The sequence below is a fragment of the Streptomyces sp. NPDC059900 genome (genome assembly GCF_050270335.1).
Taxonomy (GTDB): domain Bacteria; phylum Actinomycetota; class Actinomycetes; order Streptomycetales; family Streptomycetaceae; genus Streptomyces.
Window position 1 is genome coordinate 1 of record NZ_JBNNJZ010000212.1, and the last position, 13,143, is coordinate 13,143.

Here is a 13,143-nt window from a genome sequence, read left to right on the forward strand (position 1 = left end):
GTGCAGGGCATCTCCTGGATCCTCATCCGCTTCATGCTGCTGACCCCGCCGCTCGTCCTGATGGCCAACGCCGCCCTGCGCGGGCGCGGCCTGGAGACGCTGCCGTTCGCGGTCGCCGTGGCGGTCGGCCTCACCCCGGAGATGCTGCCGGTCATCGTCACCACCTGCCTGGCGCGCGGGGCCTCGCTCCTGGCCCGTACGCACGGGGTGATCGTCAAGCGGCTGCCCGCACTGCACGACCTCGGTGCCGTCGACGTCCTTTGCCTGGACAAGACCGGCACCCTCACCGAGGACCGCCCCGTCCTCGACCGCGCCCTGGGCGCCGACGGCCGGGCCGCGCCCGAAGCCCTGCACTGGGCCGCGGTCAACTCCTGGTGGACGCTCCAGCTCGCCGAGCTGCCCGCGGCCGACCCGCTGGACGACGCGATTCTCGACGCCGTGGGCGAGGACGAAGCGCTGCGCCACGACGGCGTCGCGGCGCTGCCCTTCGATCCCGTACGCCGCCTCGCCACCGCCGTCGTACGCGCTCCCGGCGGCCTCGGCACCCACACGCTCGTGGTCAAGGGCGCGGTCGAGGCCGTCCTTGAGCGGTGCGTGCTCGACGACGCCGAGCGCGAGCGGCTCCTGGCCCTCGCCGCCCGCGAGGCGGACGGCGGCCTGCGCCTGCTCGCGGTGGCCACCGCCGAGCGGCCCGCCCGCACCCGCGCCTACACCCCGGCCGACGAACGCGGCCTGACCTTCCGCGGCTTCCTCACCCTGCGCGACGCCCTCGCCCCCACCGCGGCCACCGCCCTGCGGGACCTCGCGGACAGCGGCATCACGGTCAAGATCCTCACTGGGGACCATCCGGGGACGGCGGTACGGGCCTGCCGGGAGCTGGGTATCGGCACGGACGGAGTCCTCGCCCCCGACCGCATCGATGTCCTCATCCCCGACCACATCGACGTCCTCACCGCCGACCGCATCGACACCCTCACCGACGCGGAACTCGCGCAGACCGCCCGGCACACCGCCGTCTTCGCCCGCTGCACCCCCGAGCACAAGGCCCGCATCACCGCGGCGCTGCGGGCGGGCGGGCACACCACCGGGTTCCTCGGCGACGGGGTCAACGACCTGCCCGCCCTGCGCGCCGCCGACGTCGGCATCGCCCCGCGGGCCGCCGTGGACGTCGTACGCGAGAGCGCCGACGTGGTGCTCGCCGACAAGGACCTCACCGCGATCGGCCACGCCGTCCTCGCGGGACGGCACAGCAGCGGCAACATCGCCACGTATCTGCGCGTCACGCTCTCCTCGAACCTCGGCAACGTCATCGCGATGCTCGCCGCGGGCCTCCTGCTGCCGTTCCTGCCGATGCTCCCGGCACAGGTCCTCGTGCAGAACCTCTGCTTCGACGCGGCCCAGCTCGCCTTCGCCTACGAGCGGCCGCACCGGGCGCTGCTCCGCCGCCCCACCGTGCTGCGGCCCCGCGCCTTCCTGCGCTTCATCACCGGCTTCGGCGCGCTCAACGCCCTCGCCGACCTCGCCACCTTCCTCGTCCTTGCGCTGGCGCTGCACGGACCGGGGGGTGTGGACGACCAGGCGGTGTTCCACTCCGGGTGGTTCACCGAGAACCTGCTGACCCAGGCCCTGGTCATGCTGCTCCTGCGGACCGGCCGCCGCCGGGCCGAGGGCGGGATGCCGGGGCCGGTGGGCCTGTCGGTGGCGGCGCTGGCCGCCGTCGGACTGCTCCTCCCGCTCTCGCCGCTCGGCCTGCTCCTGGGCATGACGGCTCTGCCGGGTCTGTACTACCTGCTGCTCGCGGTGGTGCTCGGGTCCTACGCGGCGGCGCTCGGGGTCCTGCGGGGGCGCTGGGCCGGTCAGCCCTGACCAGCGGCGGTCAGCCGTACGAGAGGTCGGAGCAGGGGTTGTCGTCGGCGGAGCGCGCGCCTTCGGCGACCTTGGAGGGGACGGGATCCGGGTCGGCGGAGGGCGTGGCCGAGGGGGCGTCGGCGTACGACCGGCCGAGAGTGATCGTGACGCCGGGTGCCGTCGCCGACTCCAGTTCCGCACCGCTGAACAGGCGGGCGACCGACTTCGCGTGGCGCTTCTCGCCGGGGCCGTAGGCGATCACCGTGGTGGCGTGGTCCTGGGTGGCGGCCGTCGCGGTGCCGGTGACCTGGAAGTCGTGTTCGGCGAGGGTCTCGGCCGCGCGGGCGGCGAGGCCGGTGACGGTGGTGCCGTTCTGGACGGTCACGGCGGCGCCGTCCCCGGAAACCGGCGATGCGGGCTTCGTGGGGGCCGGCTCGGCCTTGCTGTCCTTGTCCCCCTTGTTCCCCTTGCCGTTCTTGGCGCCCGCGTCCGCGCCGTCCAGGGTTCGGTCGTCCTTGAGCGCGGCCCACAGGGCGTCGGCGTCCGGCTCGACGACGGCCACACGCGAACCTTCGTACCGCCAGGGGATGGTGACGAACTTGGTGTTGCTCAGATCGATGTTCTTCAGCGACATGGCGAACGAGATCAGCTTGTCGGCGGAGCCGAGTCCGGGGTCGACGGTCATGGAGTTCGTCGCGGCGTCCGCGAGCGGAAGCAGCTTGGTGGGGGTCAGGCCGTCGCTCTTGACCTTCTTCAACAGGCTTGCCACAAAAGCCTGTTGGCGCTTGATGCGGCCTATGTCGGAGCCGTCGCCGATGCCGTGCCGGATGCGTACGTAGTCCAGGGCCTGCCGGCCCGACACCTCCTGCTCGCCCTTGGCGAACAGGCGCTTGCCCTTGGTGGTGCGATTGGGGTTGAGGTCGCGTTGGTAGATGGTCTGCGGCAGGCACACCTTCACCCCGCCCACCACCTCCGTCAGCTCCGCGAACCCCTTGAAGTCGACGACGACGGTGTGGTCCACGCGCAGGCCCGTGAGGTGCTCGACGGTGTTCTGGGTGCAGGCGGGGTTGCCCTTGGCGGTCTCGCCCACGGAGTACGCGGCGTTGAACATGGTGTCCGGCCGGGTCTTGGTCCAGCTGCCGTCCGGCAGCTTGCAGGGCGGCAGCTCCACGAGGGTGTCGCGCGGGATGGAGACGGCGACGGCATGCCGGTGGTCGGCGTACACGTGCAGCAGGAACGCGGTGTCGGAGCGGCCGATGTCGCTCTTGTCGCCGCCGCCCAGGCCGCTGTTCCCGTCCGTCCGCGCGTCCGAGCCGATGACCAGGACGTTCTCGCCCTTCGATGTGTCCGCGTCGGGCCGGTCGCCGGAGACGCCGTCCGCCTCGAAGGTGTCGATGTTGCCGCTCAGGCGGAAGTACACCCACCCCGCGCCGGCCGTCACCAGGACCAGCAGCGACAGGACTATGCCGAGGGTGAGCCGCACACGGCCGCGCTTGCGCCGACGGCCGCGTGCGGCTGCACGATGGCTGGTTGTCATGGGTGCGCCCTATCCGTCCGAGTCGTTCCGCCTCATGGAGCAGAGACGGTCCGGCCCCCTCCATGGTTGTACAGTTGCGCAATGTAGCAATCTTTTCTGAGGCTACTGACAGCTGAGTCACGGCTGGAACATCTGTGGAGAAGGGCGGACGACGATGATTCGTAACGGACTGGAACCCTGGCATCTGCTCATCGTGGCGATCGTGGTCCTCGTGCTGTTCGGCTCGAAGAAACTGCCGGACACCGCCCGCGCGGTGGGCAAGTCCCTGCGCATCCTCAAGAGCGAGACCAGGGCGATGCAGGAGGACGGGGAGCGGGGGAAGAGCTGAGCTCTTGGGGCGCGGTCAGGCCGGGCGCACCGCCGTCACCAGCCACACCCCCGCCCGCATCCGCACTCCGTGCCGGGTCGCGTGCGGCCGGAACACCTCCTCCAGGGAGGCCCGCTTCCGCTCGTCGACCGTCAGGCCCGGAGTGCGCGACAGCATGAAGTCGACGGCGTCGGCGGGGGACTCGCCCCACACCGCCTCGACAGGTACGGGACTCACCCGCACGTCCTCGTAGGCGGTGAGCGCCTCGTGGATGCGGGCCGGGTCCGAGAGCGAGGCCATCGCGGTGCGGGCCGCCGCCGCGTCGTTCGTGTGGTCAGGCGGGACGCGCTCCGGGCTCGCCTCCTGGCCGTCCTCCTGCGCCAGGAGCTTCGCGAAGAGGCCGAGCGTCCGGGACTCCTCGGTGTCCTGGCCGACGGGCTGCGGACAGACGAACGCCAGCCGCCCGCCGGGACGCAGCGCACGGCCGATGTTCGTGAACGCCGCGGTGTGGTCGGCGAAGAACATCACCCCGCCACGGCTGATCACGACGTCGTACCCGGCCGCGGGGAACGCGTGGGTCTGGGCGTCGGCGAGTTCGTACGCCGCGTTCGTGATGCCGTCGGACGCCGTGCTCGCGCGGGCGCGGTCCAGGAGCGGCGCCGAGATGTCGACGCCCACCGCGTGGCCCTGCGCGGCGCGGCGGGCCGCGATGCGCGTGGTGATGCCGGAGCCGCAGCCGATGTCCAGGACGCGGTCGCCGGCGGCGATGGCCGCGGCTTCGAAGAGGGCGTCGTTCACGCCGGAGAGCATCGTGTCGTAACGGTCGTGGTGCGTGGCCCAGTGGGTGCCGACCGGGCCGTTCCAGGCCGCCGCCTGGCGGGAGTTGGGGGAGGCAGGGCCGGACGGTGAGGCAGGTGTGGTCGCCGCGGTCATGACGCCTCCTCTGCGTGCCGGGCGTCGTGGGCATGGTGGGCATGGTGGGCGTGGTGGTGCGCCGAGAGGGTGCTCTCGATGCGGTCGACCGCCGTGAACGCGCCGAACGCGATCAGATGCACCAGGCAGTGATCGCTGAACGGCGGCTTCTTCCAGGCCGCCACGTCCTCGTCGGTGATGCGGTACGGAGCGAGTGCGGCGAGCAGCGCGAGCCGCGCCCCCGGGCGTGCGGCGCGGTCGGGCAGCGCGTTCCAGGCCAGCGGCGGATGCTCGCCGTCCCAGGCCGCCACGGTCGCCTCGACCAGGGTCCGGTCGGCGTCGTCGAGCAGGCCCGCGCCCGTCGTCGCCGCGGCCCGCAGCGCGGCGTACGCGGGACCGACGGGCGTGCCCGCGGCCCAGGACGGGCCGGGCTGCGGGTCGTCGATCAGGGACAGCGCGTCGCCGGGGGCGCAGGCACGGCGGACCGTCTTGTGGAGGGAGCGGCCGCCGAGCGAGCGCACCGCACGGAAGCGCTGTGCGTTGCACGGCAGCACGGCCTCGGTGATCAGCGACGACGCGACGCGGTTGATGAAGTGGAAGGAGAGCGCGGTGCCGATGTGGGCCGGGGCGTGCGCGCGGGGGAACGGCGGCCGGGCGAGCTCCGGCGCCCGCGGGGTGCGGGTGGCCCGGCTCCAGGCGAGCAGCCGTGCCTGGTCCGGGTCCTCGGGCTGCTCGCCGCGCAGCACGCGCTCGGCGACACGGTGGTCGCCGGTGGCGTGCAGCATCATCGTGTGCGCGTTGACGCAGAACGGGCAGCGGTTGGCGAGAGAGACGCCCAGGGCGACGATCTCGCGTTCGGTGCGGGTGGTGCCGCCGCTGCCGAAGGTGTCGTCGCCGCCCGCGAGCAGGGACTCCCGGAGCAACGCCCAGGTGGCGGTGAACAGTTCGGGAGCGGGGGAGAGGGCGACGAGCGGCGCGGGCTCCGCGATGCCGAAGTCGGCGGCCATCTGCGCATAGGCCTCGGCGGTCCTGCCGGTCGCGGATTTCGGGAGTACGGGATCGGTGTATCGGAAGGTTGCCATGGCCACGATGTTCCGGGTGCCGGGTGCCCCGGGTCGTCGTCCGGCGGAAGGCAGTCGGGGGTACGCCGCCGGGGCCGGGCGTGGCCGCGACTACTACGCCGGGAGTAGTGCGGAAGCCGTCTGCCGGGGTGACGCGGTTGTCAGTGGCGGCCTCTATGGTTCTGAACACGGCGGGGGATGCGCCGGTTCGGGGACGCGCGGGGACACGAGGGGCGCGGGGGCGCGGATGGCGGGGGACAGGGCGGGGAGAGCGGCGGGGCAGGTGAGCGTGCGCGGTCGGGTGCGGGATCAGTTGCGGAGCCAGGTGCGGCAGGCGTGGGTGGGCGACGCCGTGCTCGCGGTCGTGGTGGGCGTGATCGTCGCGGTCGCCGCGGGTGTGGGGGACGGCGGCGCGGGGCTCGTGGACTACGCCCTGATAGGCGTCGGTTCGCTGGCTCTCTCCGCGCACCGGAAGGCACCCCGCGCCGTCCTCGCGGTCAGCACGGCGTGCCTGCTCGGCGAGGTGGTGTACGGGGGCGCGAGCAGTGTCGCGGCGATTCCGGTGGTGGCCGCGGCGCACACGGCCGCACGCGCGGGCCACCGGGGTCTTGCCGCCGGGGCCGCCGGGGTGTTCCTCGCGGGCTTCGCGGTGGCGGGAGAGGCCTCGGACGACGTCGTGCAGCGCACCCTGCTGCTGGCCGGCTGGTTCCTGTGCGCCCTCGTCACAGGGCTCGCCGACAAGAACTGGCAGGCGTATCTGCGCCAGACCGAGCAGCGTGCCCTGGAGGCCGAACGGACGCGTGAGGAGGCGGCGCTGCGCAGGGCGGGCGAGGAGCGGCTGCGGATCGCACGCGAACTGCACGACTCGCTGACGCACAGCATCTCGATCGTCAAGCTCCAGGCGGGCGTCGCCGTCCACCTCGCCCGCAAGCGGGGCGAGGAGATACCCCCCGCGCTGCTCGCCATCCAGGAGGCGAGCGGCGAGGCGATGCGTGAACTGCGCTCCACGCTCACGGTGTTGCGCACGGACGAGCCGACGGGAAGCCCCGCGCTCCTCGTCGAGCGCGCGCGGGCGGCGGGTCTTGCGGTGCGGCTGAACGTGCGGGGCCGGGAGCGCCCGCTGACCGGTGACCTGGAGCAGGCCGCGTACCGCATCGTGCAGGAGGGCCTCACCAACGCGGCTCGCCATGCGGGCGCCGCCGCCGAGGTGACGGTCGAACTCGACTACGGCGAGCGGGCCCTCGGGGTACGGGTGGAGGACGACGGCGCCGCCGAAGCGGGACGCCCGCCGGTGGAGGGGACAGGGCTCACGGGAATGCGGGAGCGTGTCGCCTCCCTGGACGGAACACTGCGGGCGGGGCCGCGGGCCGGGGGAGGATTTCTCGTACGGGCCGAACTTCCTCTGGTGAAGGGCGGGTTGGCCCCGGAAGAGGCTGCCCTGTCCGAGACCGGGCGACTCCGGGAGGGCGCGTGATCCGCGTCGTGCTCGTGGACGATCAGGCGTTGATGCGGGCCGGGTTCCGGGCGTTGCTCGAAGCCGAGGACGGGATCGAGGTGGTGGGGGAGGCCGCCGACGGGGAGCGCGGGGTCGCTCTCGTGCGGGAGTGCGTGCCGGACGTGGCGCTCATAGACGTACAGATGCCGGTGATGACCGGGATCGAGGCGACGCGCCAGATCGCCGCCGACCCCCGCCTCGGCGGCGTACGCGTCGTGATCCTCACCAACTACGGCCTTGACGAGTACGTGTTCGACGCGCTGCGCGCCGGTGCCAGCGGATTCCTGCTCAAGGACACGGAACCCGCCGATCTGCTCCAGGGCATCGAGATCGTCGCGCGCGGGGACTCCCTGCTCTCGCCGTCGGTGACCAGCAGACTGATCGGGGAGTTCGTCTCACGGCCGCCGGACCGGGCCACCGCACCGGGCCTCGAAAGCCTCACCCGCCGGGAGCGGGAGGTCACCGCCCTGGCCGCGCGCGGCCTGACGAACGAGGAGATCGCCGAGCACATGGTGATCAGTCCGTTCACGGCGAAGACACATGTGAGCCGGGCGATGACGAAGCTCGGTGCGCGCGACCGGGCTCAACTGGTCGTCTTCGCCTACGAGTCGGGCCTTGTCGCGGCCCGCAACGCGACTCCGTAGTGTCAGCTGGGGAGAAGTCGTGGCCGTGGCATGATCTCCGCGTGACCGTCATATCGCTCAGACCCGTGACCCGGTTCAGACATGCCGCCGTCTTCTCGGCCGTGGTCCTGCTCGCCACCGGGTGCGGGCTCTCGGAGGAGCTGGAGCGGGAGGGCGACCCCGGGCGTACGGAGTCTGCGCCCGGGTCCGCGCCCGCAGAGGGTGGTCGGTCCGACGCCGGGGACGGCTCGTCCGCCGCGGCCGACCCTGCCTCCCCGACGGAGGCCGTGGTGACGGGGCCGCAAGGGACTGACGCGCCTTCGGCCTCCTGCCCCGCATCCGGCGTCCGCATCGAGCCGGGCATCGTCAGCGCCGCCATGGGCCTGCGCGCGATGAGCGTGACCCTGACCAACTGCGGCAAGGACACCTACCGCCTGAAGGGCTACCCGAAGCTGCGGGTCCTCGACGAGCACCGCGAGCCCCTCGACGTACAGATCCTCGAAGGCACCGCGCCCATCATGACCAGGGACGACGACCCCGGCCCCGACCACTCCGTCTCGCTCAAGAAGGGCGAGGCGGCCTACACCGTGCTCGCCTGGCGCAACACCGTCACCGACACGACCACGACCGCCGTCAGCGGCACCTACCTCAAGGTCACCCCGGTGCCGGGCGCCCGCTCCGCGACCGTGACCCCGCAGGGCCGCATCGACCTGGGCAACACGGGCCGCATCGGCACGACCGCCTGGCAACGGGAGGCGGCGGACGACGCAGCCCCGTCCACCCCTACGGCACCCGAGCCGTCCACTCCGGCGCGCTGAACTTCGTCCGGGCGAGTTCCCGGGCCCTGGCCATCTCCTCGTCCGTGACCTTGCCCTCCGTCAGGCCGTACCGCGTACGGAAGGAGTCGAGCATCCGCTCGATGACGGCCTCGCGGGGCAGCCCCGTCTGGCGGCGCAGCGGGTCCACGCGCTTCTTCGCGCTCCGCGTGCCCTTGTCGGAGAGCTTTTCGCGGCCGATGCGGAGCACCTCGACCATCTTGTCCGCGTCGATGTCGTACGACATCGTCACGTGGTGCAGCACGGCGCCCTGCCCGCCCGCCACCCGCTTCTGGGCGGCGCCCGCGACCTTGCCCGCGTCGGTGGCGATGTCGTTGAGCGGTTGGTACCACGCCTTGATGCCCATGTCGCCGAGTGCTTCGAGCACCCAGTCGTCCAGATAGGCGTAACTGTCGGCGAAGGACAGACCCTGCACGAGGGAGTCCGGGACCGACAGCGAGTACGTGATGGCGTTGCCCGGCTCGCAGAACATGGCGCCGCCGCCGCTGATCCGGCGCACCACCTGTACGCCGTGCCGTTCGGTGCCCTCCCGGTCCACTTCGTTGCGCAGTGACTGGAAGCTGCCGATGACGACCGCGGGGGACTCCCACTCCCACACGCGCAGCGTCGGCGGGCGGCGCCCGGCGGCGACCTCCTCGGTGAGCACCTCGTCCAGGGCCATGAGCAGGGCGGGCGACTGCGGAGCCTCGTGGATCAGCTGCCAGTCGTAGTCGGTCCAGTCGGTGGCGTGCGCGAGGGCGCGGCGCATCGCGACGCCCACCCCCTCCGACGTGAGCCCGTAGAGCACGGAGCCCTCCGGCAGCGCCGCGTCGATACGGGCGGCCAGGCCCGCCGCGTCGGTGTCCGCGGGGGCGCCCTCCAGGGCGTGGCTCAGGGCGTCGAACGCCTCGTCGGGTTCCAGGAAGAAGTCCCCCGCCACCCGCACGTGCCGCAGCACGCCGTCCTCGGCCTCCAGGTCCACGACGACCAGCTTGCCGCCGGGGACCTTGTACTCACCGTGCACTGTTGCTTCCTCCGGACGCGGCCGAATCGCGGACACCGGCAGCCTGCGATTTCATATCAGGACAACTCTGCCCACCAGGGATGAATTCCCGCACAGGGGACTGCATGAGCCACGCTGATACGACGGACCAGGCCTCCACGGGCGCGTCACCGGCCGTCAAACTGACGCTCACGACGCTGACGATGATGGTCGTCGGCTCGATGGTCGGCGCGGGCGTGTTCTCGCTGCCACGCCGGTTCGCCCAGGAGACCGGCGTCGCCGGCGCGCTGATCGCCTGGGCCATCGCCGGTGCGGGCATGCTCATGCTCGCCTTCGTCTTCCAGACCCTGGCCGTCCGCAGGCCCGATCTCGACGCGGGTGTCTACGCCTACGCGAAGGCGGGGTTCGGCGAGTACCTCGGCTTCTTCTCCGCCTTCGGCTACTGGGCGAGCGCCTGCGTCGGAAACGTCACCTACTGGGTGCTCATCATGTCGACGATCGGCGCCATCTGGCCGAGTCTCGGCGACGGTGACACCCTGCTCGCCGTCGTCCTGTCCTCGGTCGGCCTGTGGGCGTTCTTCCTGCTGATCCGCCGCGGGGTCAAGGAAGCCGCGGCGATCAACAGGATCGTGACCGTCGCCAAGATCGTGCCCATCCTCGTCTTCGTGATCCTGGCGCTCTTCTTCTTCAAGCCGTCGGTGTTCGCGGACAACTTCGGCGGCGCGGACTACGCGGGGTCCCTCTTCAACCAGGTGCGCGGCACGATGCTGGCCACCGTCTTCGTCTTCCTCGGCGTCGAGGGCGCGAGCGTCTACTCCCGGCACGCCAAGCGCCGCGAGGACGTCGGCCGGGCCACGATCCTGGGCTTCCTCAGCGTCTTCGCCGTCTTCGCCTCGGTCACCATCGTGTCATACGGGATCATGCCGATGGCCGAGATCGCCGAGCTGCGCCAGCCGTCCATGGCGGGCGTCCTGGAGGAGGCCGTCGGCACCTGGGGCAAGGTGTTCGTCAGCGTCGGCCTCATCGTCTCCGTACTCGGCGCCTACCTCGCCTGGACGCTGATGGCCGCGGAAGTGCTCTTCGTCGCCGCGAAGGACGACGACATGCCCCGCTTCCTGCGCAAGGCCACCTCCGAGGACGTACCGGTCCCCGCGCTCCTGATGACCACCGCGCTGAGCCAGGTCGTCCTGATCGTCACGATGTTCTCCGACGACGCCTTCAACTTCGCGCTGGACCTGACCAGCGCCCTGAGCCTCATCCCGTTCCTGCTCGCGGCCGGGTTCGCCGTCAAGATCGGCCTGCGATCCGGCCGGGACGACATGAAGGTCGCCGGGCACAGCACCCGCGGGGAACTGGTGATCGGGGTGATCGCCACGCTGTACACGGCGTTCCTGCTGTACGCCGCCGGGCTCAAGTTCGTCCTGGTCTCCTTCATCCTCTACGCCCCCGCCACCCTCCTGTTCGTCAAGGCCCGGCGGGAACAGAACCGGCGCCTTTTCTCCCCGCGCGAGGCCGTCATCTGCGCCGTCTCGATCGCGGGCGCCGTCGTGGGCGTGATCGCCCTCGCGGCGGGCTGGATCGACCTCTGACCGTCCCCGACACCCGGCCCCCAGGGGTACCGACCGACGAAAGGCGCACCGTGACAAGCCCCGAGACCCCCGCCGCACCTACGTTCGGTGTCCACTCCGAGGTCGGCAGGCTGCGCAAGGTCCTTGTCTGCGCGCCGGGCCTCGCGCACCGCCGACTGACCCCCACCAACGCCGACGACCTGCTCTTCGACGACGTCATGTGGGTGGAGAACGCCCAGCGCGACCACGCCGACTTCGTCATCAAGCTCCAGCAGCGCGGCGTCGAGGTCGTCGAACTGCACGAACTGCTCGCCCAGACCATGGCGATCCCCGGCGCGAAGGACTGGCTCCTCGACCGGAAGATCACCGCGAACGAGGTCGGCCTCGGGCTCATCGACAACACCCGCGCCTTCCTGGAGACACTGGACCCCAAGCAGCTCGCCGAGTACCTCATCGGGGGCCTTGCCACCGCGGACCTGCCGGACGAGTTCCGCTCGGGCTACGTCGCTCTCGTACGCGAATCCACCGGCGTGCGCGAATACCTGATGCCGCCGCTGCCGAACACCCTCTACACCCGCGACACGACGTGCTGGCTGTACGGGGGCGTCACGCTCAACCCGCTGTACTGGCCGGCCCGGCACGACGAGACGCTCCTGATGAAGGCCGTCTACGAATTCCACCCCGACTTCAAGGGCGCCACGGTGTGGTGGGGCGACCCCGAACTCGACTGGGGGCAGGCGACGTTCGAGGGCGGCGACATCATGCCCGTCGGCAACGGCGTCGTCCTGATGGGCATGAGCGAGCGCACCTCGCGCCAGGCCGTCACCCAGGTCGCGTCCGCGCTGTTCGAGAGCGGCGCGGCCGAACGGGTCATCGTCGCGGGCATGCCCAAGCTGCGGGCCGCCATGCACCTCGACACCGTCTTCACCTTCGCCGACCGCGACATCGTCACGCTCTACCCGAAGATCATGGACGCGGTGCACTCCTTCACCCTGCGGCCCGGCGACAAGGCGTCGGGCGTCGCCATCACGGACGAGGGTTCGCGCGCGTTCGTCGACGTCGTCGCCGCGTCGCTTGGCCTGCCCGACCTGCGCGTCATCGAGACGGGCGGCGACGTCTACGCCTCCGAACGGCAGCAGTGGGACAGCGGCAACAACGCCGTCGCCCTGGAACCGGGCGTCGTCTTCACCTACGACCGCAACACCCAGACCAACACCCTGCTGCGCAAGGCGGGAGTCGAGGTCATCACCATCGTCGGCGCCGAACTCGGCCGCGGCCGCGGCGGCGGGCACTGCATGACGTGCCCGCTCCTGCGCGACCCCGTGGACTTCTGAAGCGCCCCCGCTCCCGGGCGCCCCCGCGGCCGGGAGGGCTCAGTACCGCTGGGCCTTGACCAGCTTCGCGGTGAGCTTCGGCTCCGGGGGCTCGTGGCTGATCGCGTACCGCTGGGCCCGCTTGCCCGGTTCGAGATCCTGTGTGCCGATGTAGCGGGTCTCCACGGTCTTGCCCGAGGAGTCCCTGAAGTCGACCTGCACGGCGAAGTCCGCCTTCTTGTCGGTCCTGTTGGTGAAGGTCACCACGGAGGCCAGCACACCTCCGGTCTCGGAGCGCGGCTTGCCCGTCATGGAGACGTCGGACATCGCGTTGCCCCTCCCGTCGACGTCCTTCAGGGCGTTCTCCGCGGCCTGGTTGGCCCGCTCCGTGTCCGCGGACACGGACGCCTCGAACTCGTCCGCGCGCTCCGAGGCGGATGCCTCCGCCTCGGACGCCGAGGCGCGGGCGGACTCGGCCGCCTCGGAGGCCTTCGACTCCAGCGGGGACGCGGTCTTCTCCGAGAACGACGACGCGTCGGGCGCCGCCGTCCGGCTGCCGTCGGACGAAGGAGCGTCATTGTCGCTGCCGCACGCCACGAGGGCGGCGGCGGCCGTCACCGAGGCGGCGAGGGTGAGCGCGGCGGACATCACGGGCCCGCGG

Annotated in this window: 12 protein-coding genes; 7 read left to right on the forward strand and 5 right to left on the reverse strand. The window is 71.7% G+C overall.

Annotated features, from left to right (window positions below):
• The coding region (locus ACQKIP_RS24850) for an HAD-IC family P-type ATPase (protein WP_427744098.1) at nucleotides 1–1,866 on the forward strand (1,866 nt) is incomplete at its 5' end.
• 10 nt (nucleotides 1,867–1,876) lie between these two features.
• Here the strand turns inward: ACQKIP_RS24850 and ACQKIP_RS24855 are convergent.
• Complete coding sequence (locus tag ACQKIP_RS24855) at nucleotides 1,877–3,385, reverse strand: LCP family protein (protein ID WP_365863343.1); 1,509 nt, start codon at nucleotides 3,383–3,385, stop codon at nucleotides 1,877–1,879.
• Nucleotides 3,386–3,539: 154 nt separating this feature from the next.
• On the opposite strand from ACQKIP_RS24855, the gene tatA reads away from it, so the two are divergent.
• A complete protein-coding gene (tatA, locus tag ACQKIP_RS24860) occupies nucleotides 3,540–3,713 on the forward strand; it encodes a Sec-independent protein translocase subunit TatA (protein WP_365863345.1) in 174 nt (57 codons plus the stop codon).
• 15 nt (nucleotides 3,714–3,728) lie between these two features.
• Here the strand turns inward: tatA and ACQKIP_RS24865 are convergent, their stop codons facing one another.
• Together ACQKIP_RS24865 and ACQKIP_RS24870 are read right to left on the reverse strand one after the other, a co-directional pair.
• Nucleotides 3,729–4,625 (reverse strand): class I SAM-dependent methyltransferase, encoded by an 897-nt coding sequence (locus tag ACQKIP_RS24865; RefSeq protein WP_365863346.1) that lies wholly within the window; start codon nucleotides 4,623–4,625, stop codon nucleotides 3,729–3,731.
• Nucleotides 4,622–5,686: a carboxymuconolactone decarboxylase family protein gene (locus tag ACQKIP_RS24870; RefSeq protein ID WP_365863348.1), complete on the reverse strand. Its 1,065-nt coding sequence runs from the start codon at nucleotides 5,684–5,686 to the stop codon at nucleotides 4,622–4,624. The genes ACQKIP_RS24865 and ACQKIP_RS24870 overlap by 4 nt, the downstream gene beginning before the upstream one ends.
• Nucleotides 5,687–5,954: 268 nt before the next feature.
• Between ACQKIP_RS24870 and ACQKIP_RS24875 the strand changes: the two genes are divergently transcribed.
• The 3 genes from ACQKIP_RS24875 to ACQKIP_RS24885 are packed head-to-tail and all read left to right on the forward strand — an operon-like array spanning nucleotide 5,955 to nucleotide 8,601.
• On the forward strand, nucleotides 5,955–7,139 hold the full coding sequence (locus ACQKIP_RS24875) for a sensor histidine kinase (RefSeq protein ID WP_365863385.1): 1,185 nt from the start codon (nucleotides 5,955–5,957) through the stop codon (nucleotides 7,137–7,139).
• A complete protein-coding gene (locus ACQKIP_RS24880; protein ID WP_365863350.1) occupies nucleotides 7,136–7,804 on the forward strand; it encodes a response regulator transcription factor in 669 nt (222 codons plus the stop codon). The genes ACQKIP_RS24875 and ACQKIP_RS24880 overlap by 4 nt, the downstream gene beginning before the upstream one ends.
• A 41-nt stretch (nucleotides 7,805–7,845) precedes the next feature.
• Entirely contained in the window at nucleotides 7,846–8,601 is a 756-nt protein-coding gene (locus tag ACQKIP_RS24885; protein WP_365863352.1) for a DUF4232 domain-containing protein, read from the forward strand.
• Here ACQKIP_RS24885 and ACQKIP_RS24890 read toward each other — a convergent pair.
• Entirely contained in the window at nucleotides 8,567–9,622 is a 1,056-nt protein-coding gene (locus ACQKIP_RS24890; RefSeq protein ID WP_365863354.1) for a lipoate--protein ligase family protein, read from the reverse strand. The genes ACQKIP_RS24885 and ACQKIP_RS24890 overlap by 35 nt on opposite strands.
• 104 nt (nucleotides 9,623–9,726) lie before the next feature.
• Between ACQKIP_RS24890 and ACQKIP_RS24895 the strand changes: the two genes are divergently transcribed.
• Together ACQKIP_RS24895 and ACQKIP_RS24900 are read left to right on the forward strand one after the other, a co-directional pair.
• Nucleotides 9,727–11,190: a basic amino acid/polyamine antiporter gene (locus ACQKIP_RS24895; protein WP_365863355.1), complete on the forward strand. Its 1,464-nt coding sequence runs from the start codon at nucleotides 9,727–9,729 to the stop codon at nucleotides 11,188–11,190.
• Nucleotides 11,191–11,240: 50 nt separating this feature from the next.
• A complete protein-coding gene (locus ACQKIP_RS24900) occupies nucleotides 11,241–12,503 on the forward strand; it encodes an arginine deiminase (protein WP_365863357.1) in 1,263 nt (420 codons plus the stop codon).
• Between the two features lie 39 nt (nucleotides 12,504–12,542).
• On the opposite strand, the gene ACQKIP_RS24905 is transcribed toward ACQKIP_RS24900, so the two are convergent.
• On the reverse strand, nucleotides 12,543–13,130 hold the full coding sequence (locus tag ACQKIP_RS24905; RefSeq protein WP_427744103.1) for a hypothetical protein: 588 nt from the start codon (nucleotides 13,128–13,130) through the stop codon (nucleotides 12,543–12,545).
• Between the last annotated feature and the right edge of the window lie 13 nt (nucleotides 13,131–13,143).

What these genes read in the sequence shown, in the direction of transcription:
- ACQKIP_RS24870 (WP_365863348.1), bottom strand. Translation starts at nt 5,686, where the DNA reads ATGGCAACCTTCCGATACACCGATCCCGTACTCCCGAAATCCGCGACC.
- tatA (WP_365863345.1), top strand. Translation starts at nt 3,540, where the DNA reads ATGATTCGTAACGGACTGGAACCCTGGCATCTGCTCATCGTGGCGATC.
- ACQKIP_RS24855 (WP_365863343.1), bottom strand. Translation starts at nt 3,385, where the DNA reads ATGACAACCAGCCATCGTGCAGCCGCACGCGGCCGTCGGCGCAAGCGC.
- ACQKIP_RS24905 (WP_427744103.1), bottom strand. Translation starts at nt 13,130, where the DNA reads ATGTCCGCCGCGCTCACCCTCGCCGCCTCGGTGACGGCCGCCGCCGCC.
- ACQKIP_RS24895 (WP_365863355.1), top strand. Translation starts at nt 9,727, where the DNA reads ATGAGCCACGCTGATACGACGGACCAGGCCTCCACGGGCGCGTCACCG.
- ACQKIP_RS24865 (WP_365863346.1), bottom strand. Translation starts at nt 4,625, where the DNA reads ATGACCGCGGCGACCACACCTGCCTCACCGTCCGGCCCTGCCTCCCCC.